Below are 22,594 nucleotides of genomic sequence, written 5' to 3'. Positions count from 1 at the left end.
AAATAAAAAGGCGCTATCCACAGATAGAGGATAGCACCTTTTTTATATTATTTATGCTTTTTTTAATACGGTTGCTCTTAAGAAAAGGAATAAACAGCAAATACCGAACACAAATCCTACAGGGTAGGTAATGGTTGTAGGAAGTTGGAATCCTTCTTTTGCTTGTAAAATATAGGTGGAAGTTACTACGGACATAAAAGTTGCCGGAATACATGCTACGAGCCATGCTTTTTTTGCTTTGCATTTTTGATAAAGGTATACGGCACTGGTCCAAAGAACGATCATCGCCAGTACTTGGTTTGTCCAAGAGAAGTAACGCCATACGACATTGAAATCCATCTGAGAAAGAACACCGCCGATTGCAAGAAGCGGTATTGCAAACAATAAACGTTTCTTAGTAGCAACCTGGTCAACATGGAACCAGTCTGCAAGTGTTAAACGTGCCGAACGGAATGCAGTATCACCGGATGTAATCGGGCAAGCGATAACACCGAGCATTGCTAACATAGCACCTATTCCCTGTCCCATGAAACCGGTACAAATTTCATAGACAGCACCACCGGGACCGCCCGCTTTAAGAGCTGCTTGGAGTCCTTCTGTACCGTCAAAGAATGTAATGCCGGCAGCTGCCCAGATAAGGCAAATAATACCTTCTGCCACCATCGCACCGTAGAATACGGGGCGCCCTAAACGTTCATCCTTTAAACATCGAGACATAATCGGAGATTGCGTTGCATGGAATCCGGAAATCGCACCACAAGCTACTGTAATAAACATTAAAGGCCAAATCGGAAGTTGTGTTTGTCCCGGATAGAGATTAGCAAGCGCCATTTCAGGCATGACATGTCCACCGACACCCGTTAACATACCGCCTGCAATTCCGATTGCCATAATAAGTAAGCAGGCACCGAAAAGCGGATAAAAACGAGCAATAATTTTATCAACAGGGAGCATAGTTGCTAAAAAATAATAGAATAATACCGCTAACAACCAAGGAAGAATCGGGAATGCTGTAAGTTTTGCTAAAAGCATAGCCGGGCCTGTCATGAATACCGTACCTACTAAAATTAAAAGCACAACGGAGAATACACGCATAATCATGAGCATGGTTGAACCCATATGATGACCTACAATTTCAGAAACGCTGTGTCCGTCTTCACGTACAGACATCATTCCGGAAAGATAATCATGTACACCGCCGGCAAAAATGGTACCGAAAACAATCCAAAAGTAAACACAAGGCCCCCAAAGAGCACCACCTAAAGCACCGAAAATAGGACCTAAACCTGCGATATTCAATAATTGAATAAAGAAAACTTTCCAAGTCGGAAGAGGGATATAATCTACTCCATCATTATGAATTGTTGCCGGTGTAGGATTATCGGTAGGTCCAAAAAGTTTATCTACCAACTTACCATACGTGAAAAAACCGACAATTAAAATTGCCAATGCTGCAATAAAGGTAATCACGAAAGACCTCCCTGTTCAATACCTATAAATAATATACTCCTTGTTTAAAGAATGTTACATATAAAAAATTTTCTTTATATGTAATTCTATTTTCCAAATATATATTTTAATGAGGGGGATATATACAGTCAATGAGAATAGGTATATCAAATAGTCATTAAAAATAAAAAAAGCTTATTAAAAATCTCATTTTTTGTTTTTTAAACAACCTTTTATAGCGATTTATTATTTAAAATTTTAGTTTACTATAGATAACATTTTGTGAAATTTAATAAAAATTATTTATGATGTACTAGACTGAAATATTAAAATACATTAGAATAAAAAGGGTCACATAGATTAAACATATTATATAAAATGTTTAAAGGAGAAAATAATGAATAAGAGTATGAAGCTTAAAGTAGTAGGAGTGATTTTCCTGGCACTTGGTATTGTGGGATTACAGCTGAATCCGAATAGACAGGAAGAAAATTTGAAGATTGCAAGAACTGCAACCAATGCATACGAAGCGGCAAAAGCTATTTCTGAAAATAATCAAAAAGAAATATTTTATTCCAGTGTTGCTTATGGCTTATTAGGATTTGGTATATCCCTTACGGTAGGCGGCTTTGTTCTTGACAAAGTGGTGCAAAAGAAAAAAGAAGAAGAAAAGGAAGAGGAATAAGTATAAAAAGGCTGCATGGAATAATATCCTATGCAGCCTTTTTAGATAAATACAATATTTTAAATTTAAAATAATAATAAAAAAGAAGAGAATACTTGAGATTCTCTTCTTTTTCTATGTAATAGAATTACTTATTCATCATCATCATTTCAGTTAATTCTGCAATTTGTTTCTGCATGGACTCAATCATTTCCTGCTGCATCCGGTCTCTTTCTTCAAACTGATGTACTTTATTTTGAAGAGCCATTAATTCTGCATTGGTTACTGCGTCAGTATGCATAGAGCGAGATACGCCGGAACCGATACTCCATATTACACCTGCATTAGCAGCCACATTCTTGTTTCCTGCATAAGATACACCCATATGGAATAAGTTATTTTCATTCTTGTAGTAAGCAATCCCTAAAGCGGTAGCAGACTTGCCTCTATAATGTCCATAACCTGTCATAATCTGAAGTGGTGCATTTGGATTATAGTTTAATGGTTTCAATGCGGCTAAAGCGGCAGACATAGAAGCTACAGATTTGATTTCGCCTTGTAATTCATTTACATTACTTGCAAGTTGTGCATCGGCTTCTTTTCGTTCTTTAGTTTCTTTTTCTAAGTCGGATTTATCCGATTTCTTCTTTAATTCGTCATCAACGTAAGACTTATTTGCTTTCTTTTTCAGTTCAGTATCAACATAAGTCTTGTCAGCTTTTTTCTCTACCTTTTGTTCGAGAGCATTTACCTGAGACTTATCCGCTTTCTTCTTTAATTCGTCATCAACGTAAGACTTATCTGCTTTCTTTTTCAGTTCAGTATCAACATAAGTCTTGTCAGCTTTTTTCTCTACCTTTTGTTCGAGAGCATTTACCTGAGACTTATCCGCTTTCTTCTTTAATTCGTCATCAACGTAAGACTTATCTGCTTTCTTTTTCAGTTCAGTATCAACATAAGTCTTGTCAGCTTTTTTCTCTACCTTTTGTTCGAGAGCATCTACCTGAGACTTATCTGCTTTCTTCTTTAATTCGTCATCAACATAAGACTTGTCAGCCTTCTTTTCTACCTTTTCTTTGAGAGCATCTACCTCACATTTTTCAGCTTTTTGTTCTACTTTATTTTTGAGGTTTTCCAAATCAGTTTTATTGGCTTTTCTTTGTTCTAAGCTGTCAACAGCTCCTTGTGCTGCTTTAGTTTCTACAAGTGCTTCTACTTTAGATAAACGATCTTCTGTGCTATCTGCATAAACGTTGGTTGTAGAACCCATTAAAACTGCACTGATTGCCATTGCTAAAAATGCAGATTTTTTTATATATTTTTTATTCATAAATTCCTCCAAAAAATTAAACAAAACACAAAAAATGAATAAAACCGGATATAAGTATATCATATTTTTTAGATATATAAAGAGGTGTATTTATGATTTTTTTGCATTTATTAACACAAATTTAGGAATAGCTAAACATATGATATTATCTATATAATTTAAGTATATAAGGGTTAATAAGTATCGAAGTTATGTAAAGTATAAAGTTTTATAACAGCATAATAAAAACCTCCGGATTTTCCGAAGGTTTTTATTATCGTTATATGCTACTTATTGAGAATAATTATTTAGCAGCTAATTGACGGGTCAATTCTGCAATTTGTTTTTGCATGGATTCGATAATTTCTTTTTGTGCTTTTTCACTATCTTTGCATGCACGAACTTCTTTCTGTAATGCTTTTAATTCAGCGGTAACTTCTGAATCGGAAGTCATGGTAGTGGATACGCCTTTACCTACTCTCCATGTGATACCTGCGTTAGCAGCTACATCTTTATTGCCAGCATAGGATACACCCATGTGGAGTAAGTTATTTTCATTCTTGTAGTATGCAAGACCTAACGCAGCAGCAGATTGTCCACGATAGTTACCGTAACCTGCCATAATCTGAATAGGAGCTTCTGGGTTGTATGTAAGAGGCTTCAAAGCAGCTAAAGCAGCCGTCATAGACGTAGTATTCTTTACTTCTTTTTGTAAATCAGAAACGTTTTGGGTAGCTGCTTGGAGTTCTCTATCATGACGAGCATCTGCTTCTGCACGTACAGTTTCTTCAGCAGTGATTCGTGCAGACAATGCATGATCTGCTGATTCACGAGCACTAATTTCATCTTGGATATTTTTATGTAAGATGCGTTCATTCGCTTTACGATTGGTTTCTTCTGTAGCGATTCGAGTTGTCAATGTATTCAACGCATTTTCTGTTTCTACTTTGTCTGCTTTATTTTGTTTTAAATATCTAATATCCGTTCTGGCATCACTTAATTTATCTTTTGTATTTTCAAGATCGCTTTTTAAAGCGTTTACGGTAGTCTTATCTGCTTTCTTAGCTAATTCTGCGTTTACTTCATCGATATTTTTATGTAAGATGCGTTCATTCGCTTTACGATTGGTTTCTTCTGTAGCGATTCGAGTTGTCAATGTATTTAACGCATTTTCTGTTTCTACTTTGTCTGCTTTATTTTGTTTTAAATATCTAATATCCGTTCTGGCATCACTTAATTTATCTTTTGTATTTTCAAGATCGCTTTTTAAAGCGTTTACGGTAGTCTTATCTGCTTTCTTAGCTAATTCTGCGTTTACTTCATCCTTGCTATAAGTTTCAGATTTTTTGTACACATCAGCAGAGTTAGCCTTTTTGTTTAATTTGTCGTTGATTTCTGTCTGGTTATAAGTTTCAGCTTTCTTGTAAACATCATCCGTATTTGCTTTTTTAGCCAATTCATCATCTACATATGCTTTAGCAGCTTTATCATGAGCAAGTCCTGTTAATGTTGCATTCGTATCATTCTTGAACTGATTAAAATCAGTAGCATTTACTTTTTTACCCAATTCTGTATCTACATAAGTTTTATCAGATTTATTATTGGTTAGATTTGTTATTTTTCCTTCAAGTTCATTATCTTTGTCAGTTCTAGCTTGTATTTCGTTATTTAAGTCTACTTGTTTTGCTTTTCCTGCGATGGTAGGAAGTGTCTGATTAACATCATTCTCTAAAGTAGTTAGACGATTATTTAGTTCATCGAGTGTAGGTGTAGCATGAACTCCGCTGATTGGAGCCATTAAAAATGCACTGATTGCCATCGTTAAGAATACCGATTTTTTAAAATTTTGTTTGCTCATAAAAATTCCTCCTGAAAAAAATAAATGAGTAATCATTAGTTTACCTATATAATATATAACAAAATTATAAATAAGTAAAAGATAAATAATATAACAATATACCGCTTAATAATTAATTTTAATAAAAGTAGATGCTAGAAGTGTTCATATAGTGTTTATCTGCTATCAATATAAGAATGTGGTATAATAAACATATGCGAATAATTCGCATATGTTATACAAAAGAAACAATGGAAAGAATAAAGATAGATTCTAACGGGTTCTTTTGTTAGATTTATATGTTGCGGTATTATAGGAGGAAATAATGAAAAAACTTATCGCATTAGTTACGGCTTGTTGTGTAGGTGCCGTTGGTTTGGCAGGTTGTGGTAATCAGAGTACATCCACGACTTCCGGTGATAAAGCACTGAAAATCGTTTGTACAAATTTTTCCGGTTATGATTTTGCAAGGCAGATTGCCGGTGATAAGGCGGAAGTAACCATGCTTCTTAAGCCGGGTGCAGAGGCTCATAGTTATGAACCGACTCCGGAGGATATCAAAGCGATTCAGAGCAGTGATTTATTTGTATACACCGGTGGAGATGCCGATGAATGGGTAGAACATGTATTGGAATCGATTGATACGAATAAGCATAAAGCTTTCAAAATGATGGATGCGGTATCTCTTCGTGAAGAAGAAATCGTAGAAGGTATGGTTCATGAACATCATCATGAGGAGGATGCACATGAGGAACATGCACACCATGAACATGCGCATGAAGAAGATGCACATCATGAGCATGAACATGAAGAACATGCTCACCATGAACACGAACATGCACATGAAATGGATGAACATGTTTGGACTTCTCCGGTCAATGCTATTGCCATTGTAAAGGCTATGAGTGATAATATTATTTCTTTAGACGCAGCGGATGCAGAATATTTCAAGAAAAATACAGAAACCTATGTAAAAGAACTCCAAGATTTGGATAAGGAATTCCGCGATGTAATTGATCATGCGAAGAGAAAGGAAATTATTGTCGGTGACAGATTCCCGTTCTTGTATTTTGCTAAGGAATATGGTTTAAGCTACTATGCTGCATTCCCAGGATGCTCTAAGGATACCGGTTCCAATCCGGCTACTGTTGCTTTCTTGATTGATAAGGTAAAAGCAGATAATATTCCGGTGGTATTCCATATTGAAATGTCCAATGAGCAGATGAGCAAGTCCATTGCAGAAGCAACCGGAGCTAAGAATATGCTTCTTAATGCGATTCATAATGTAACAGCGGAGCAGTTTGAAAAAGGCGTTACTTATATTGATCTTATGAAAGAAAATGTCAAAGCGCTCAAGGAGGCCTTGAATTAATGAGTCTTTTCTCTTGTGATTGTCTTTCTATCGCTTATGCAGGTAAGAAGGTACTTTCTGATGTCAGTTTTTCTGTGAATTCCGGAGAATATTGGGGAATTATCGGAGAAAATGGTGCAGGAAAAAGTACTTTAATTAAAGGACTATTAAAATTAGAAAAGCTTTCCGGTGGAAAAGTCATTCTGGGAGAAGGCTTACAAGCCGATGAAATTGGCTATTTATCGCAGCAGACTTCGGTACAAAGGGATTTTCCTGTCAGTGTGTGGGAAATTGTTTTGTCAGGACGGTTGAATCGTTGTGGTTATTATCCTTTCTATAGAAAAAAAGATAAAGAAGATGCACAGGAAAAATTGGAGTTTTTAGGGATTTCTGATTTAAAAAATCGATGTTATCGTGACTTATCCGGAGGACAACAGCAACGAGTTCTTTTAGCTCGTGCGCTGTGTTCTGCTGGTAGATTACTGATTCTTGATGAACCGGTTACCGGTTTAGATCCGGAAATGACTAAAGAAATGTATCTGATTTTACGACGTTGTATAGAAACGTATCATATGACTGTAATCATGGTCTCTCATGATATTCGTGGTGTTCTTAAAGAAGCTTCTCATATTTTATATTTAGATAAAGGAAGAGCTTCTTTTGTAGGTACAAAAGCGGATTATATTCAGGAGAATCGAGTACCGTTAACGGAAAGAGGTTTTATCTTATGAGTCTTTTTATAGAAATGATAAGCTATCCGTTTATGGTACGAGCATTTATTGTAGGGATACTGGTTTCTTTATGCGCTTCTCTTTTAGGTACTAGTCTGGTACTGAAACGATATTCCATGATTGGTGACGGTCTTTCTCATGTAGGATTTGCCGCTTTGGCTATTGCCTATGCTTTTCATCAAAAACCTCTTACGATTGCTATTCCTGCTTGTATCGTAGCAGCTTTTCTTTTGCTTCAAATAAAAGATAGTTCTCGTGTTAAAGGGGATTCGGCAACGGCTCTTTTATGCAGTGGCTCACTGGCTATCGGGGTAATGACAATTTCACTTACTACCGGTATGAATACAGATGTATGTAATTATATGTTCGGAAGTATTCTTGCGATGACTTCTGATGATGTATACTTATCAGTAGGACTTAGTTTATTTGTTATGGTACTCTTTGTATGGTTTTATAACCGTATTTTTGCAGTAACCTTTGATGAATCTTTTGCGACAGCAACCGGAGTTCCTTCACGTCGGTATAATTTAGTGATTGCATTTTTGACATCGATTACCATTGTGCTTGGTATGCGTATGATGGGAGCGCTACTGATTTCCAGTTTAATTGTGTTTCCCTCACTTACAGCGATGCAACTTTGTCATCGATTTAAAACAACCATTATCGTATCTGCTTTTTTATCTGTATTCTGTTTTATCACAGGTATTACGATTTCATATGTCTATTCAGTACCGACCGGAGCATGTATTGTCGTGACGGATATTGTGATGTTCTTTTTGGCAATTGCCATGAGAAAAACAAAAGAAAAGGGATGGATTTCATGAAACGAAAAAGTTGGATATATGTATTCTCCTCTCTCTGTATATTAATCGGTACTTTTTGTTTGTCCGGTTGTGGAAATTCTGAGCAGGAAGAACCTGTAGCAGAAAATACGATTATTACCAGACAAACGGTACAAGAAGAAAAGGCAAAAAAAGAGCAAGCTGTTAATAAAGAGGGGACACAACCTGAAACAGTTTCCCGTACAGAAAATGCACAGGAGTCTATTCCTAAAGTGCAATGGGTAACAGAACCGGTTGTCGATGCATCCGGAAAGGTGCATTATCCATATTTTGAGTTTAACTATGATTTTAGCTCCGATAGAGAATCTTTTGACTATAATCATGTAGATATCACTGTCGGTGATAAATTATATATGACACAAATTAATGACTGGTATATGAATTCCGCATTGTATCAAAATAAGACCGTGCTTATTGAAGGGTATTATTTGGAGATTGGCGGACATACTTTCGTTGGAAGAAATGGTCCGACCTGCCCTTACTGTACAGGCGGATATGTAGATTTTGAATTCCGTTCAGATGAAGATTTTACCGGTTATAAATCAGCACAAACTTGGATTCAGGTATATGGTATCATCAGAAAAGGAATTGTACACTTGAACGAACATTTGACGGCACCGTTCTATCATCTGGAAGCGGTTAAAGTTATTAAAATGCCTAAAGAAGGCAAAGGAACCATTACTGATTAATAGTAAAAATATGTTATAAAAGGTAGGTATATAATATACCTACCTTTTATTATTTTTTAGTAAAAAGATGTTGTTCTGAAGTGATTTTTACAAGGAAGAATCATTAGTAAAGCATATAAAAAGGACTCCGATCGGAGTCCTTTTATGATGAGATTAGAATGTGTAGTTAAGTTCCATTCCCCAAGAGTTTTTGGGATTTGCTTTGCCCTTCACATCGGATTTAGCACCGAAGTTGTAGTAAGCAGCCAGTTCTACATTTTTTTGAACAGCTACAGCAGCACGAGCAGCCCAGAAGGATACACCTGTTCCTTCTTCATAAGAATAGTGGAGCTGGTCTTCGAGATCCAATCCTGTAGCACCAAGCATGTTGGATACATAGTCTGCATCTACATAGCGAATGCCGAAAGAATAAGAGCCCGGCATGTCAGTATCTACTTCACCATAGGTCAAGCCTAAAGTCCACATGGTTGGATTATTGAGGAGTTTTTTGCCATTATAAGACATCTTGTACAAAGTCTGTACATAATCTCCATCTAACTTTAAGTTGTGACCTAAGTCAACGGAAGCACCAAATCCTCATACATCTGCTTTCTCATCTGCTTTTACTTCAGGTTGCTCCAAGAAGTTCTTTGCTGTATCGGTATTGTGATTCTGTAAATATCCTACGTAGAAAGCGGATACATCTAAAGCACCTACGGTTGCATAACCTCTACCGAACCATGCTTCACGGCTTGCCTGGTCTTTGTATTGTGCATCTAAGAACTCAACAGATTTGAAACGACCATAACCTGCAGAAACACCTGCTTTTTCAGAACCTGCAGATACCACTACACCGTCAAATATAGCATCTTCATCCTAGAATACACCGCTCTGATCGAGTTCTACACCGGTACGACCGAGGTCAACAGAGAATTTATCGGTTGGCATCCATACTGCATGGAGTCTATCCATAGATACACCGGTGCTGTTTGGTACCAGTCCGGAGTCTTTGCTGGAATCTTTAAAGTCCGTTTCGTGACCCAAACGACCTTCTACAAAAATATGATCATTTACCTGTGCCTTCGCATTTAAGCGAATACGACCTGTGTATTGATCCCCCCAGTTTACATGCTGGAAATGCATACGAGCATCGCCGGACCAGGAAATGTTGCCTACCTTGGATTCGAGGTTGCCTACACGTACACCGAGGTTGTTAAGTTCATCAGCATATTCGCTTGCGAGCTGATCAATCATAGCTCTCTGTTCTGCATTGTATTGATCTTCATTTGCCATGAGTCTAGCAATGATCTGTGCCAACTCATAACGGGTGATGTTTCTTTCTCCCTTGCATGTTCCTCATGTGCATCCTCCTCATGATGATGTTCATGAACCATACCTTCTACGATTCCCTGTTCGGATAATTCACTTACTGCCTGATATGCCCAATCGCTTGTGGATACATCAGAGAATGGATTTGCTGCGTATGCGGATACGCCTGCGGTCAAAGCTGCTACAGCAGCGATTGCAAGAATCTTTTTCATGTTCTTGTCTCCTTTTTATAATATGAAAATAAAATTCGAATTTATATGACCGTTTCTTATCCGCAAGTATCCTTGTTTCCTTTTGGATAAACGAAAATGCGAGTCATTACTAAATTAAGACAGTTGAATTGTACTGTCTTAATTTGCGAATGTCAAGCAAATTCAAGATAATGTTAATACCTTATTTTTAATAATAAAAAATTTATTAACATGGATTTTAATATTAATATATAAAATTTATAGGAGTAAGTATTGTTTTTGAAAAAAAAATTGCCTTTAAGGAATAAAAAAAACCAGTTCGTTTTTAGTGGAACTGGTTTTAATTTTTATGCATCTATTTCAGTTATGATGTGTTTGTCTAATTCTTTGAGCGGTACCGGATGGAGATAGGCTTGTCCAATCGTTTTCAATAAGACTAGTCGAATCATATTGCCCCAAATTTTCATGTCGTTAGTCATATAAAGCATGAGGTCTGCTGCAGAAATATCAGTTTGAATCGGAAGTTCTAAGAATTGAAGAACATACTTTATACGTTCGGCACATCCTTTTTGTGTAAGTCCTAATTTTTCTGCTTGACGAGTAATGAGATACATACCGATAGCTAAGGCTTCGCCATGATTATATGTGCCGTCATAACGGTTATATCCTTCAATAGCATGTGCAATGGTATTGCCGAAGTCGAGAAGCATACGAGAACCTTCTGCAAATTCATCTTTTTCAGAATAACGTGCTTTAATACGGCAACAACGTTCAATAATTTCAGGAAGTCGTTTCCTTAAATCTACGTCATTTTTAGCTTGTTCAAAAATGGTAAAGAGATCTTTATCTTGAATGCATGCAATCTTTACAGCTTCTGCGAGTCCTTTGTGGAATTCTGCTTTTGGAAGTGTAGAGAGTAAATCCGGGTCGATAAAAATACCGCGTGGTTGTGCAATACTGCTTACCAAATTCTTACTGCCCGGCATATCAATACTTACATTACCCCCAATAGCAGTACCTAGTTGTGCAGTAAGTGATGTCGGAATATGAATATACTGGATACCGCCTAGATAGGTAGCTGCAGCAAACCCTGCCATATTACCTACCGCACCGCCGCCAAATCCGATGATGGCATCGCCACGGTCAAGTCCGAAGTTAGCAATAGCTTCATATACAGCACTTAATACACGAAGAGTTTTGCAAGCTTCCCCTTCTGGTACGGTAATGAAACGGATACTTAAGTTTTTAGCAGCATGTAATGTTTTATTGAGTTTAGCTGCGTATTGCTTACCTACAGAATCTTCTGTAATGACAACCACTTTATCTGCATCGGTAAGTTCTTTTATCATGGGACCGACTTTATGAATCAGACCACGTTCAATGAGTATATCGTAAGAATCTAAATCTAAATTAACATGAATATTTGCCATGTGCATCATCCTTTCTATCGAATCAATGTAATTAACGATTGCTAATGCCCTCTAAATTTTGCAGGTATGGAAGCGACTCGATGGATGAAATACGAGGGAGGCTCCGCCTCTTTTCTCGTGATTTGGGAAATCCATTTTGCCGCATGTACACAATAAGATTTATATTCCTGACCCGGCTCCATGATTATTCCCCTTCTTTCTTTTTGTAATCAATACAGATTTTTTATATCAACATATATCATTATTATAACTTCTAATTGTATTTCAGAAAAGATATAGAGTTTTAAAAATACAAAATAAAGAAATAAAATGGTAATTATTTTTTATTGGATAGGTTATAAGAAGTTTTTTTATGACTTTATCGAAAACGAGTTTCTCTTTGTTTTTTTAAGAATATAGAGAATTGCTCTGCTTGCTTTTCCCAATCGATAATAGCTGCTTGTAACTTTTCTTTTTCGCAGTTATCACTTATATATATTGTATTTATTTTTACATTTAAAAGAGCACTGATAGTTGCCGTTACCGCACATTCACCTGCGATGAGAGAATCGCTTACCAGATTCACGTTTCCTTCTAAGATAATTTCTTTAAAAATTGGATACATGTTAATCATTGTTTGTACCATGAGCTTAGGTGCATGCAATGCCAACCGGAAGCCTTCTTGCATTTTTTCTTTTCTATTTTCGGTTTCTTTGGGAAGTCGCCAGATTTCCATAGCTTTAGTAAAGCAACGACTGTCCTTCTGCATTAAATCCAGCATGGTACTTTGTGCCAATTGTAATGTTTCCAACCAAAGAGCAGCTTTAGGATGTAGGTCATTATACTTTTTGTTGGATAATGTAAATTGTACGCTCATACATGCCATAGCACAGGCTTGTGCACCGATAAAAGCTGCTTGCACACCACCGGCAGGAGTTTCACTTTTACTGCCTAAAGCGGTTAGATACTCTTCTATTGTTTTTTTATGCCATATAGTAGTTGTCATATTATACCTCATTAACTTTGCCCCATTTTTAGTAGTTGAGGGGAATTGCTTGGGAGTGTTAATACATAGAGTATCATACCGGTCGAAAGCCGTACATCCGCTGTGGGTATCAGAGTATGTTCTCCATTTTTTATTTCAACAACAGTGGAACAAGTCGGCCATGCGATTTCTTTAATTTGTTTGTTTTCTAAATAGGAGCCGGGACCTACAGGGACTTCAATGAGTGTTCGTGCTTTTTTAGTAGTTTTAGGGTGTTTAGAAAGGGCTTTAGAAAGGAGTTCCCCATAAATAGGTTTACCTCCTACCAATGCACTGGTTACATAAGCGATAGCAGATGCTAAAACAAGGGTTGTTAAATGAGAAAAATCTCCGGTTAACTCAAGAATAAGAAGTACAGATGTAATAGGAGAACGCATACTTGCTGTTACAAAAGCTGCCATGGCTGCGGTAACAATATTGTTGCTGAATATGGGATCCAGAATGCCTACGGAAATAAATATAGAAGATTGAATCGCTCCGAGAAGTCCTCCCAGTGCAAACATCGGAACAAGAAATCCGCCGGGAATACCGCTTCCGGTAGAAAGAATGGTAAAAATATATTTACCTATAAAAAGAAGTATTAGAAAAAGAAGACCCGGGCGATTAGCTACTATAGAATTGACAAGGTCATCGCCACCTTCTGTAATTTCCGGAAGCCAAAGGCAAACAAATGCACCGATTACTAAAGCAAAAAATAAACGTGGCCATACACCATGGAGGGAAATCTTTTTATAGAAGAGTCCGACATGCGTTAAGCCGTAGTTATATAACACACCGAATGGACCACAAATAGCACCTACTAAAATAATAGGAATGATAAGTGCTATGGTAGAGTCGGGCATGGTGGGAAAAATAAATAAAGCACTTTCTCCGAAAATGTAACGAGTGACCATTGTCGCAGTGACGGCAGCCGCCATAGAGGGGAGCAGAACTGCACTGGAAAAGCTTTGATTCATTTCTTCTAATGCAAATACGGTACCGGCAAGTGGAGCACTGAATGCGGCAGCAAGTCCGGCACTGGAACCGCTGGTAATCAGATATTTTTCTTCTAATGGAAAGCGACCGAAAAGGCGACTGATTCCTTTAGCGGCAGCGGCACCGATTTGTACAGAAGGTGCTTCCCGACCGATAGAAAGTCCTCCCAGTATACCTAAAACGACACCGATAAACTTTACATAGAGAACGGAAAGCCATTTCATGTGAAAAATACCGAGTAATTCACCTTTTACTTGGGGAATACCTCCACCCATTGCCATCGTTTCATAAATACATAGACGATAAATAATGAGAGATAGCAGTAATGCAAAAACAATCCAGCCTATAAAAGGAAGCCAATTTCCTGCAAATAAAGCAGGTGTAATATAGCTTTGATAAATAAACTGTCTAATAACAGAAGCTTGATGTAATACCCATACAAAAGAACCAATAATCAACCCTACTACGAATCCTACAAGAATGCCCTCAAAAAACAGACGAAGTTTAAATGCATCCCAAGCAATAAGTGCTTGTAAGGTTTTAGATAATTGATGTATTCTCTTCATAAGAGTCTCCTTACCTATAAATAGTCATGCATTATTATTATAATATAAGTAGGAATGTAATTACAAAATAACAGAAATAAACCGTTGACAGCCTCAAAAGAGCATGTTAAAATAATTTTTGTCATATAGCCCATGCTTTATGATATATGGCGGGTGTGGTGAAGTGGTTAACACGGCGGATTGTGGCTCCGTTACTCGTGGGTTCGAGCCCCACCACTCGCCCCATTTTTTTTACATCCGTATGTAAAGAAGATGGATTTAGGTATGGGGGTATAGCCAAGTGGTAAGGCAACGGACTTTGACTCCGTTATGCGGCAGTTCGATTCTGCCTACCCCTGCCAATATAAACATACAAAAGTATGTAAAAAGACCTCCCGATGGGAGGTCTTTTGCTATATAAAAGTAGTGATTTTGAGGAGGCGTGTTATGACACTGAATCAACTTCGATATGTGATTGAAATTGTACGTTTCGGATCGATATCTACAGCGGCACAAGAGCTGTTTATCACGCAACCCAGTTTATCCAAATCGGTTAATGAGCTGGAAAAAGAAATGGGAATTACTATTTTCAGAAGAACAAATCGTGGTGTAGTTCTTTCAGAAGAAGGTATTCGCTTTTTATCTTATGCACGACAAGTTGTTGAACAGGCGGATTTGTTGGAACATCGGTATAAAGAAAGCGAAAAAATGCATCATACCTTTTCGATTTCCTCACAACATTATGCAATTGTTGTAGCTGCTTTTATAGCCATGATTAAAGAGGAAAATGTAAATTACTATGATTATTATTTACGAGAAGTAAAAACTTCAGAAGTAATTAGTGATGTGCATCTTCAAAAAAGTAATTTAGGAATTTTATATGAAAGTTCTTTTAATCATGATGTATTAAAACGAATTTTATATGATAATGATTTAGAGTTTACTCCGTTATTTACTGTTAAACCACATGTGTTTTTAAGAAAGAGTCATCCTCTTGCTTGCAGGCAGATGATTACGCTGGAGGAGCTTCGTGAATATCCTCGTCTTGTATACGACCAAGGAATTAATAATTCATTCTATTTTACAGAAGAGGTTCATAGTACGGAAGAAAGTGATAGAAATATTACGGTAACGGACCGGGGAACTATTTTTAATTTGATGATCGGTCTTGATGGATATACGATTTCTTCGGGGATTATGAGCGATGATTTTAGCGGAGCGGAAATCAGTTCCATTCCTTTAAAAACAGAAGAATATATGACTTTAGGTGCAATCACTTGTAAAAATACTGCTCCATCCGCATTGACAGAACGCTTTTTATTTCATCTTAAAGAGAGATATCATGCTGGTTTGGTATCTAAAAAAAACACAAAATAAAGGGGAATATAGAAGTAGAATGAGAAGAAGTTTTCTTTTCTTTTTACTTCTTTTATTATATATTGAAAAAGAGTGTGTTTATTTTATGAAACTGGAAAGAAAGTATGTACTATGTTGAGGGATGGAAATATGGGATTACCAATACGGGACATTCTTCTTCTTGACTATTTAGATGGGAAACCTTTGCATACCAAAGTTCCCTCTTATCAGGAGAAAGTGTTGGGCGGCAATACAAATCAGAGATTGCAACTCCTTTTAGAGGCAGGTTGGATTCGGCAAACGAAACCGCAAGAAACCGTTAATATGCTTCCTGATCAAGCGTTGGCTGATTTTTTAGCTCATCATGGATATGACTCTAAAGGTTCGCATGTCGAATTGGTACGACGTGTGATTGAAAATATTCCGGAAAATGCTTATGAGTATGCCGTTCCTAAGTTATATATAGCAACTGCTCGCGGAAAGCGGGAAATGACAGGGCATATGGCGTACATTTTAAATGCAAGAGGTAATTACGGATTGACCGAGGGGGAAATCGGTGAAGCACAGCGTACACTTGTTTCTCGTGGTGCGCCTTGTTCTGCTAAAAATATTTTGTTGCGTGCTTTTTTACAAAAAGTAGATATATTAAATATGAGCGGTGAATGGACGAGACTTCGTAATTTATACTTTACGATGGCTAATTTTTACGTGCGTGATGAGAATGCACGACAAGCATTAACGATGCTGTATCTTGTGTTTTTATTAGATATGTCCGGTATGGGGAATAGAAATCATTTAGTTTCTTATGAAGAGTTATTTCCTACACAAAAAGGAATTATTCTATTGATGGATCAATTGCGAAGGACGTTACAATTATCTGACAGTGAATTAAAAGGGGATTTTCTATCTTCTATCGCACGATATGGTCCACGCTTACCTTTTTCTTATTTTTCACCACAAATTATTTTTAAAATTTTAATGGAACGTTTACAGGGAAATGATTTTGACCGAACGGGATACATTGTACATGCTAATACGCCCGATCCGGATTCACGTGCTTATCATTTTCAAGTTAGTCATTTTACACCTTTAACTTTTAAGGAAAAGCAAAAAGAGTTAGAAAGACAGAAGCCTTTACAATTAAAACGAAATATTCAACCGACAGTACCTCCTGTGATGCGTATATCGAGTGTTTCGACAGCTCCGTTTACAAGCGGAAAAATAAGTTCAAGAGGAAAAAAAGAAGTTAAAAAGAAAGTTTATTCTCCCAAAGTGAAGAAAAAAAGTTGGTTGGAAAGATTATTAGGGAAATAATTTTTATTTTCATTAGAAGAATAAAAGTTAGGATTATTTATAGGTAATAAGCCACAAAAATGCTTATTGATATGTTATAATGTAGTGTATGATTTTGTGCGGAAGAGAGGCGTGACATGGAAGAAAAAGAAAAGCGTGTTCGAATCCGTGTAGATACTGTTATTCGTGATGCAACCGGAGAAGAAGAAACGTTATCTTTGGAAACATTGGGGGTATCAGGGATAAGAGAAGAAACTCCCTATATTTCCTACCGGGAAACTGAATTAGTCGGATTGGAAGGAACTACAACGACAGTTCATATAGAAGAGAACCGAGTTATTTTAGAACGATCGGGAACTTTTCTTCAACGACAAGAGTATAAAGTGGGAGTAGAAACGCATTCCGATTATAATACTCCGATGGGTATTTTAGGAATGAAAGTAATTACAAGAGAGCTGGATATATCGTGGAATAACGGCATAGGTGTTTTACGCATGGTCTATGATATTTCAGTAGATGGTTTATTTGAGCATGTCAATGAAATTATTATCGATGTAAGAGAGGAGTCCGATTTTCATGGAAATCAGGGAACAACTGCAATTAATCATTGAAGAAGCTAAGAATGCTGCTGTAGCAGCAGGTGAATTACCGGAAGGTACATATGCTTCGGTACATCGTTTAGAAATACCAAAGGATAAAAAATTTGGTGATTATTCTACCAATGCAGCTATGCAATGGGCAAAAACAGCACATTGTGCACCGAGAATGATTGCAGATGTATTGGTTAAATATATAAAATCCAATCTTATCGACCATGTGGAAATTGCAGGTGCCGGATTTATTAACTTCTATCTTACTTCCGATTTAGTGTATAGTGAACTTCGGCATATTTTAGAAACCGGTGACTCTTACGGCAATTTGCCGAAGAGTGATGAAGGGCTTATTAACATTGAATATGTATCTGCCAACCCGACCGGGCCGCTTCATATCGGACATGCTCGTGGTGCTGCATGGGGAAGTGCTTTAGTTAATTTATTACGTGCGGCAGGTCGTCCGGTAGCTTCCGAGTATTATATCAATGATGCAGGCAATCAGATAGATAATTTGGCAAAATCTGTAAATGCTCGCTATATGCAGCTTTGCGGGTTTGAAGTGGAATTTCCGGAAGACGGTTACCATGGTGTAGATATCGTAGAAACCGCACAAGCTATTTTAGATCGTGACGGTAAGAAGTATTTGGATATGAGCGAAGAAGAACGTTTAGCCGTATTCAAAGATATTGCTTTAGTTGAAAAGTTAAATGCTATTAAGAAAGATTTAACAGATTTTAATGTAACATTTGATACTTGGTACAGTGAAAAATCTTTGTATCCGACTAAGGTAGATGCTGCATTAGAACCACTTAAAGAATCCGGTGCTATCTATGAAAAAGATGGTGCATGGTGGATGGCAACAACTAAAGAAGGCGATGACAAAGACCGTGTAGTTATTCGCTCTAATGGAGTTCCGACTTATTTCTGTTCTGATATTGCCTATCATAAAGATAAATTCCAGCGTGGTGCTACCGAATTACTGGATATTTGGGGGGCAGACCATCACGGATATATTGCTCGTTTAAAAACAGCGATGAAATTACAAGGCTTTGATCCGGATAAGTTCAATGTATTGCTCTTGCAAATGGTAACTCTTCTTCGTGACGGACAGCCTGTCAAGATGAGTAAGCGTACCGGTACGGCGATAACGATGAGAGAACTTATGGATGAAGTAGGCGTAGATGTGGCTCGTTATTTCTTCTGTAGTCGTACTTTGGACAGTCAGATGGAATTTGATATTGACCTAGCTAAGAAGCGTTCTAATGATAATCCGGTTTACTATATTCAATATGCAAATGCACGTATTCATAGCTTATATAACCAAGCTAAAGATGCTAAGATTGCATTGGGAGATTGGCAGAATACCGATTTTACCGTTCTTAAAGAAGAATGTGAAATAGAATTAATTAAAAAGATGGAAGCTTATCATGGACTTCTTGCGGCAGCTGCTGGTGAACAAGCGCCACAGCGTATTGCCAAGTATGCTTTTGAATTGGCTACTTTATTCCATCATTTCTATAAGAAGTGCCGTATTTTAGGTGTAGAATCAAAAGTTACAGAAGCACGACTCGGTTTAATTCGTGCGGTACAAATTGTTCTTGTTCATGCATTAGGCATTCTGGGTGTTTCTGCACCTGATCATATGTAAGGAGGATTCATGACAAAGTATATCTTCGTAACAGGCGGTGTAGTTTCTTCTCTTGGAAAGGGAATTACCGCTGCTTCCTTAGGACGTCTTTTAAAAAATCGTGGATATAAAGTAACTATTCAGAAGTTTGATCCATATATCAATATTGATCCGGGTACGATGAGTCCTTATCAGCACGGGGAAGTATTTGTTACCGATGATGGAGCAGAAACCGATTTAGATTTGGGACATTATGAACGTTTTATCGATGTAAATTTATCTAAAGGTTCCAATGTTACTACCGGTAAAATTTATCAATCTGTAATTAATAAGGAAAGAAAAGGCGAATACCTTGGCTCTACCATTCAGGTTATTCCGCATATTACTAATGAAATTAAAGAACGTGTTCTTCGTGTAGGTCGTAATGATAATGCCGATATTGTCATTACGGAGATTGGAGGAACAGTCGGAGATATTGAGTCTCTTCCTTTTTTAGAAGCCATTCGTCAGGTAAAGAAAGACGTACCTAATCGTAATGACGTACTCTATATTCATGTTACTTTAATTCCTTACATTCATGCAGCAGGCGAACTAAAAACGAAACCTACACAGCATAGTGTTAAGGAACTCCGTTCCATAGGTATTCAACCGGACATCATTGTATGTCGTACAGAAAAGATTGTCAGCGATGATATGAAGAAAAAAATTGCACTTTTCTGCGATGTAGATTCCAACGCAGTTATTAACAATGCGACCTGTAGTACTATTTATGAAGTGCCTCTTTTGTTACAAGAAGAAGGACTGGATCGTATCGTGATGCAGAAATTAGGATTGGAAGATCGTTTCTGTGATATGAAAGAATGGACAGTTATGGTTGACCGCATTCGTGAAACCAATGCATCCGATAGAGAGATTAAGGTTGCTTTAGTTGGAAAGTATGTAGCTTTACATGATGCGTATTTATCCGTGGTAGAATCTTTGTATCATGCTGGTTATGAAGCAGGCGTACAGGTCAAGATTAAATGGATTGACTCGGAAGATTTGGAATCACCCGGTTGCAATTTGAACGAAGTATTTGGAGATGTGCAAGGCGTAGTTATTCCGGGTGGATTCGGTTCACGTGGTGTAGAAGGCAAGATTGCCGCTATTCGTTATGTGCGTGAAAATAACATTCCGTTCTTAGGTTTATGCTTGGGGATGCAATGTGCCGTTATTGAATTTGCAAGACATGTATGTGGTATGAAAGAAGCTCATTCTAAGGAATTTAATGATGCTACCCCTTATCCGGTTATTGATCTTATGGAAGATCAGGAAGATGTGACTGAAAAGGGCGGTACTATGCGTTTAGGACAGTATCCTTGCAAGCTTAAAGAGGGAACTATGGCTCGTCGTTTATATGGTAATCAAGAAATTGTATATGAACGTCATCGCCATAGATATGAAGTGAATAATGAACTGCGTCCTCAAATGGAATCACAAGGTCTTATTATTTCCGGGACCAGTCCGGATAATCGTTTGGTAGAAATGATTGAGCTACAAAATCATCCCTACTTTGCGGCAACACAGGCACATCCGGAATTTAAATCCAGACCGACTCGACCACATCCTTTATTCCAAGGATTTGTACAGGCAATTGTAAAGAAATAGGATAAAAATGCAGGATTATAGCCTGCATTTTTTTGCTATGTTTTTATCATATTTTATACAATACATATGCTGGTTATTATCTTTAAAATTTGTGATGCAGCATTTTACTCTAAAAATAAAAAGTTATAAAACGGGAAAATCTCATGCAAAATATTAATAGAAGAAGCTTATTGATAAGAATAAATATATTTAAATATTGTATATTTATACACTAAAAATAATGAAAATAAAATATAGAATAAGCGAAATTACTAAAGAAATGAATAGTTGAAAATAAAAAGTGATTCTGTAATATCATGCATTCATATATCTATTAGTGTTATATTCATCGAAACTTACTGGTTAGTGTATACGTTAATTCGTCAAAACATGGTTGCAAATGTAGATGTATGAGTTTATAATATACATAAATAATTTTTAGTTGTAGGAGGAAATGGTATGGGCCTTTCTATTCAGATTTTTATATCACTGATTTTATCCGTGGTAGTAGGTTTAACATTAGGACCGGATTCTGCTCCTTGGGTAAAGCAGTGGATTGCACCTGTAGGAACTATATTTATTAACTTAATTAAGATGATGATTGTTCCTGTTATTTTTTCATCTCTTGTTACCGGTATGACCGGTTTGGGAGATTTAAAGAAATTAGGACGCATCGGTGCAAAGACTTTCTTTATCTATATGGGAACTACCGCAGTAGCTATTTTACTCGGGTTTGCATCTGCGTTCTTAATTCAACCGGGTGTAGGCTTGGATATGGGAGCAGCAACAGCTCCTGAAATTAAAGCGGCTCCAACATTTATGCAAGTTTTGGTAAGCATGATTCCTGCTAATCCGATTGCATCTATGGCTAAAGCGGAAATTTTGCCATTGATTGTGTTTTCTATTTTCATTGGTTCCGGTATTATTGCCGTAGGTGGTAAGAAGGGGATGTTCCTTACTAACCTGTTTGATGCTTTTGCAGAAGTATGTTACAAGATTATCGGCATGATTATGCGTCTTTCTCCTATTGGCGTATTTTGTTTATTAGTTCCGGTAGTAGTTACTAATGGTCCGAAAGTACTTCTTCCTCTCTTGTCTGTTATTATTGCAGCTGCACTTGGCTCTATTGCACATGGATTAGTAGTATATACTCCTATTATTGCATTTTTAGGCAAAATGAATCCTGCTCGCTTCTATAAAGCAATGTCTGAAGCTATGATGATTGCATTTACGACTTGTTCTTCTGCCGGTACACTTCCGGTTAACATGAAGAACTTGATTGAAAAACTTAAAGTAAAGAAAGAAGTAGTATCTTTCGTTCTTCCTTTAGGGGCAACCATTAATATGGACGGTACTGCCGTTTATATGGGTGTGTGTGCTTTGTTCGTAGCGAATGTGTATGGCGTTCCGCTTACTATGAATCAGATGATTATGATTATGTTTACCGGTACTTTAGCATCTATTGGTACAGCAGGAGTTCCCGGCGGCGGACTTATCATGCTTGCTATGGTTCTTCAGTCTGCTAATTTACCTTTAGAAGGTATTGCTCTTGTAGCAGGCATCGACCGTGTATTGGATATGTTCCGTACAACCTTGAATATAACAGGTGATGCTGCAGTGGCTGTAGCTGTTGATCATTCAGAAAAGAGTAGCGATAAAGAACTCATTGAAAAAATGCAAGAAGAAAAAGAAATGAATAGCATTATTAAGTAAAAGAAAAAGAGTGTTTGCTAAGTAAGCACTCTTTTTTGTAT

At 37.1% G+C, this 22,594-nt stretch carries 21 protein-coding genes and 2 tRNA genes; 13 read left to right on the top strand and 10 right to left on the bottom strand.

The features are described 5' to 3' along the window. Positions 1 to 51: 51 nt before the first annotated feature. Positions 52 to 1,470: a carbon starvation CstA family protein gene (locus BCB69_RS05675; protein ID WP_069177267.1), complete on the bottom strand. Its 1,419-nt coding sequence runs from the start codon at positions 1,468 to 1,470 to the stop codon at positions 52 to 54. 376 nt (positions 1,471 to 1,846) lie between these two features. On the opposite strand from BCB69_RS05675, the gene BCB69_RS05670 reads away from it, so the two are divergent. Further along, positions 1,847 to 2,134 (top strand): hypothetical protein, encoded by a 288-nt coding sequence (locus tag BCB69_RS05670; RefSeq protein ID WP_022513542.1) that lies wholly within the window; start codon positions 1,847 to 1,849, stop codon positions 2,132 to 2,134. A 127-nt stretch (positions 2,135 to 2,261) separates the two neighbouring features. Here the strand turns inward: BCB69_RS05670 and BCB69_RS05665 are convergent, their stop codons facing one another. Both BCB69_RS05665 and BCB69_RS05660 read right to left on the bottom strand, forming a co-directional pair. Next, positions 2,262 to 3,443 carry a YadA C-terminal domain-containing protein gene (locus BCB69_RS05665; RefSeq protein ID WP_069177266.1) on the bottom strand — a complete coding sequence of 394 codons (1,182 nt, stop codon included), beginning with the start codon at positions 3,441 to 3,443 and terminating at the stop codon, positions 2,262 to 2,264. Between the two features lie 283 nt (positions 3,444 to 3,726). Continuing rightward, complete coding sequence (locus tag BCB69_RS05660) at positions 3,727 to 5,280, bottom strand: YadA C-terminal domain-containing protein (RefSeq protein ID WP_069177265.1); 1,554 nt, start codon at positions 5,278 to 5,280, stop codon at positions 3,727 to 3,729. 304 nt (positions 5,281 to 5,584) lie between these two features. On the opposite strand from BCB69_RS05660, the gene BCB69_RS05655 reads away from it, so the two are divergent. Genes BCB69_RS05655 through BCB69_RS05640 form a run of 4 tightly spaced genes read left to right on the top strand, consistent with a single transcriptional unit; the run spans position 5,585 to position 8,872 of the window. After that, positions 5,585 to 6,631, top strand: a complete 1,047-nt coding sequence (locus tag BCB69_RS05655; RefSeq protein ID WP_069177264.1) for a metal ABC transporter substrate-binding protein — start codon at positions 5,585 to 5,587, stop codon at positions 6,629 to 6,631. Next, positions 6,631 to 7,341: a metal ABC transporter ATP-binding protein gene (locus BCB69_RS05650; RefSeq protein WP_069177263.1), complete on the top strand. Its 711-nt coding sequence runs from the start codon at positions 6,631 to 6,633 to the stop codon at positions 7,339 to 7,341. Before BCB69_RS05655 ends, BCB69_RS05650 begins: the two co-directional genes overlap by 1 nt. Continuing rightward, complete coding sequence (locus BCB69_RS05645) at positions 7,338 to 8,165, top strand: metal ABC transporter permease (protein ID WP_069177262.1); 828 nt, start codon at positions 7,338 to 7,340, stop codon at positions 8,163 to 8,165. Before BCB69_RS05650 ends, BCB69_RS05645 begins: the two co-directional genes overlap by 4 nt. Further along, positions 8,162 to 8,872 carry an energy transducer TonB gene (locus tag BCB69_RS05640; RefSeq protein ID WP_069177261.1) on the top strand — a complete coding sequence of 237 codons (711 nt, stop codon included), beginning with the start codon at positions 8,162 to 8,164 and terminating at the stop codon, positions 8,870 to 8,872. The genes BCB69_RS05645 and BCB69_RS05640 overlap by 4 nt, the downstream gene beginning before the upstream one ends. Positions 8,873 to 9,025: 153 nt before the next feature. Here BCB69_RS05640 and BCB69_RS06330 read toward each other — a convergent pair whose 3' ends face one another. The 7 genes from BCB69_RS06330 to BCB69_RS05620 all read right to left on the bottom strand — a co-directional run bounded on the left by BCB69_RS06330 (position 9,026) and on the right by BCB69_RS05620 (position 14,366). Further along, on the bottom strand, positions 9,026 to 9,376 hold the full coding sequence (locus tag BCB69_RS06330) for a hypothetical protein (RefSeq protein WP_083990033.1): 351 nt from the start codon (positions 9,374 to 9,376) through the stop codon (positions 9,026 to 9,028). Between the two features lie 72 nt (positions 9,377 to 9,448). Then, the gene (locus tag BCB69_RS06325) at positions 9,449 to 9,700 is read right to left on the bottom strand and encodes a hypothetical protein (RefSeq protein WP_083990032.1); all 252 of its coding nucleotides are present in this window, start codon (positions 9,698 to 9,700) and stop codon (positions 9,449 to 9,451) included. Between the two features lie 27 nt (positions 9,701 to 9,727). Beyond that, positions 9,728 to 10,144, bottom strand: coding sequence for a hypothetical protein (locus BCB69_RS06320; protein WP_159049977.1), 417 nt, complete (start codon positions 10,142 to 10,144; stop codon positions 9,728 to 9,730). Further along, entirely contained in the window at positions 10,102 to 10,392 is a 291-nt protein-coding gene (locus BCB69_RS06315; protein ID WP_083990030.1) for an S-layer homology domain-containing protein, read from the bottom strand. Before BCB69_RS06315 ends, BCB69_RS06320 begins: the two co-directional genes overlap by 43 nt. 326 nt (positions 10,393 to 10,718) lie before the next feature. Continuing rightward, positions 10,719 to 11,801: a 3-dehydroquinate synthase family protein gene (locus BCB69_RS05630; RefSeq protein ID WP_069177260.1), complete on the bottom strand. Its 1,083-nt coding sequence runs from the start codon at positions 11,799 to 11,801 to the stop codon at positions 10,719 to 10,721. Positions 11,802 to 12,159: 358 nt separating this feature from the next. Continuing rightward, positions 12,160 to 12,786, bottom strand: a complete 627-nt coding sequence (locus tag BCB69_RS05625; RefSeq protein WP_069177259.1) for a cyclodeaminase/cyclohydrolase family protein — start codon at positions 12,784 to 12,786, stop codon at positions 12,160 to 12,162. Positions 12,787 to 12,797: 11 nt separating this feature from the next. Then, a complete protein-coding gene (locus BCB69_RS05620; RefSeq protein WP_069177258.1) occupies positions 12,798 to 14,366 on the bottom strand; it encodes a ClC family H(+)/Cl(-) exchange transporter in 1,569 nt (522 codons plus the stop codon). Between the two features lie 149 nt (positions 14,367 to 14,515). Between BCB69_RS05620 and BCB69_RS05615 the strand changes: the two genes are divergently transcribed. The 8 genes from BCB69_RS05615 (at position 14,516) to BCB69_RS05580 (ending at position 22,553) form a co-directional block, all read left to right on the top strand. Further along, positions 14,516 to 14,591, top strand: a tRNA-His gene (locus tag BCB69_RS05615). Between the two features lie 41 nt (positions 14,592 to 14,632). Next, positions 14,633 to 14,707, top strand: a tRNA-Gln gene (locus BCB69_RS05610). An 85-nt stretch (positions 14,708 to 14,792) separates the two neighbouring features. Beyond that, a complete protein-coding gene (locus BCB69_RS05605) occupies positions 14,793 to 15,722 on the top strand; it encodes a LysR family transcriptional regulator (protein WP_069177257.1) in 930 nt (309 codons plus the stop codon). A gap of 129 nt (positions 15,723 to 15,851) precedes the next feature. Then, on the top strand, positions 15,852 to 17,015 hold the full coding sequence (locus tag BCB69_RS05600) for a hypothetical protein (RefSeq protein WP_069177435.1): 1,164 nt from the start codon (positions 15,852 to 15,854) through the stop codon (positions 17,013 to 17,015). 116 nt (positions 17,016 to 17,131) lie between these two features. Beyond that, the gene (locus BCB69_RS05595; RefSeq protein WP_022513556.1) at positions 17,132 to 17,605 is read left to right on the top strand and encodes a YwiB family protein; all 474 of its coding nucleotides are present in this window, start codon (positions 17,132 to 17,134) and stop codon (positions 17,603 to 17,605) included. Further along, positions 17,571 to 19,235 carry an arginine--tRNA ligase gene (gene argS, locus BCB69_RS06375; RefSeq protein WP_069177256.1) on the top strand — a complete coding sequence of 555 codons (1,665 nt, stop codon included), beginning with the start codon at positions 17,571 to 17,573 and terminating at the stop codon, positions 19,233 to 19,235. The genes BCB69_RS05595 and argS overlap by 35 nt, the downstream gene beginning before the upstream one ends. Before the next feature lie 9 nt (positions 19,236 to 19,244). Continuing rightward, on the top strand, positions 19,245 to 20,861 hold the full coding sequence (locus BCB69_RS06370; protein WP_022513558.1) for a CTP synthase: 1,617 nt from the start codon (positions 19,245 to 19,247) through the stop codon (positions 20,859 to 20,861). Between the two features lie 438 nt (positions 20,862 to 21,299). Beyond that, positions 21,300 to 22,553: a dicarboxylate/amino acid:cation symporter gene (locus tag BCB69_RS05580; protein WP_022513559.1), complete on the top strand. Its 1,254-nt coding sequence runs from the start codon at positions 21,300 to 21,302 to the stop codon at positions 22,551 to 22,553. The last annotated feature ends 41 nt before the right edge of the window (positions 22,554 to 22,594 follow it).

Source organism: Dialister pneumosintes (genome assembly GCF_001717505.1).
GTDB lineage: Bacteria > Bacillota > Negativicutes > Veillonellales > Dialisteraceae > Allisonella > Allisonella pneumosinta.
The sequence above is the reverse complement of the archived record's forward strand: the minus strand, read 5'-3'. Positions and strand labels throughout refer to the sequence as shown.

Coding starts and splice junctions, on each gene's coding strand:
- BCB69_RS05645 (WP_069177262.1), top strand. CDS start 7,338: ATGAGTCTTTTTATAGAAATGATAAGCTATCCGTTTATGGTACGAGCA.
- BCB69_RS05665 (WP_069177266.1), bottom strand. CDS start 3,443: ATGAATAAAAAATATATAAAAAAATCTGCATTTTTAGCAATGGCAATC.
- BCB69_RS05670 (WP_022513542.1), top strand. CDS start 1,847: ATGAATAAGAGTATGAAGCTTAAAGTAGTAGGAGTGATTTTCCTGGCA.
- BCB69_RS06315 (WP_083990030.1), bottom strand. CDS start 10,392: ATGAAAAAGATTCTTGCAATCGCTGCTGTAGCAGCTTTGACCGCAGGC.
- BCB69_RS05660 (WP_069177265.1), bottom strand. CDS start 5,280: ATGAGCAAACAAAATTTTAAAAAATCGGTATTCTTAACGATGGCAATC.
- BCB69_RS06370 (WP_022513558.1), top strand. CDS start 19,245: ATGACAAAGTATATCTTCGTAACAGGCGGTGTAGTTTCTTCTCTTGGA.
- BCB69_RS05625 (WP_069177259.1), bottom strand. CDS start 12,786: ATGACAACTACTATATGGCATAAAAAAACAATAGAAGAGTATCTAACC.
- BCB69_RS05595 (WP_022513556.1), top strand. CDS start 17,132: ATGGAAGAAAAAGAAAAGCGTGTTCGAATCCGTGTAGATACTGTTATT.
- BCB69_RS05600 (WP_069177435.1), top strand. CDS start 15,852: ATGGGATTACCAATACGGGACATTCTTCTTCTTGACTATTTAGATGGG.
- argS (WP_069177256.1), top strand. CDS start 17,571: ATGGAAATCAGGGAACAACTGCAATTAATCATTGAAGAAGCTAAGAAT.
- BCB69_RS06330 (WP_083990033.1), bottom strand. CDS start 9,376: ATGTCTTATAATGGCAAAAAACTCCTCAATAATCCAACCATGTGGACT.
- BCB69_RS05620 (WP_069177258.1), bottom strand. CDS start 14,366: ATGAAGAGAATACATCAATTATCTAAAACCTTACAAGCACTTATTGCT.
- BCB69_RS06320 (WP_159049977.1), bottom strand. CDS start 10,144: ATGGCAAATGAAGATCAATACAATGCAGAACAGAGAGCTATGATTGAT.
- BCB69_RS05655 (WP_069177264.1), top strand. CDS start 5,585: ATGAAAAAACTTATCGCATTAGTTACGGCTTGTTGTGTAGGTGCCGTT.
- BCB69_RS05630 (WP_069177260.1), bottom strand. CDS start 11,801: ATGGCAAATATTCATGTTAATTTAGATTTAGATTCTTACGATATACTC.
- BCB69_RS05605 (WP_069177257.1), top strand. CDS start 14,793: ATGACACTGAATCAACTTCGATATGTGATTGAAATTGTACGTTTCGGA.
- BCB69_RS05640 (WP_069177261.1), top strand. CDS start 8,162: ATGAAACGAAAAAGTTGGATATATGTATTCTCCTCTCTCTGTATATTA.
- BCB69_RS05580 (WP_022513559.1), top strand. CDS start 21,300: ATGGGCCTTTCTATTCAGATTTTTATATCACTGATTTTATCCGTGGTA.
- BCB69_RS05650 (WP_069177263.1), top strand. CDS start 6,631: ATGAGTCTTTTCTCTTGTGATTGTCTTTCTATCGCTTATGCAGGTAAG.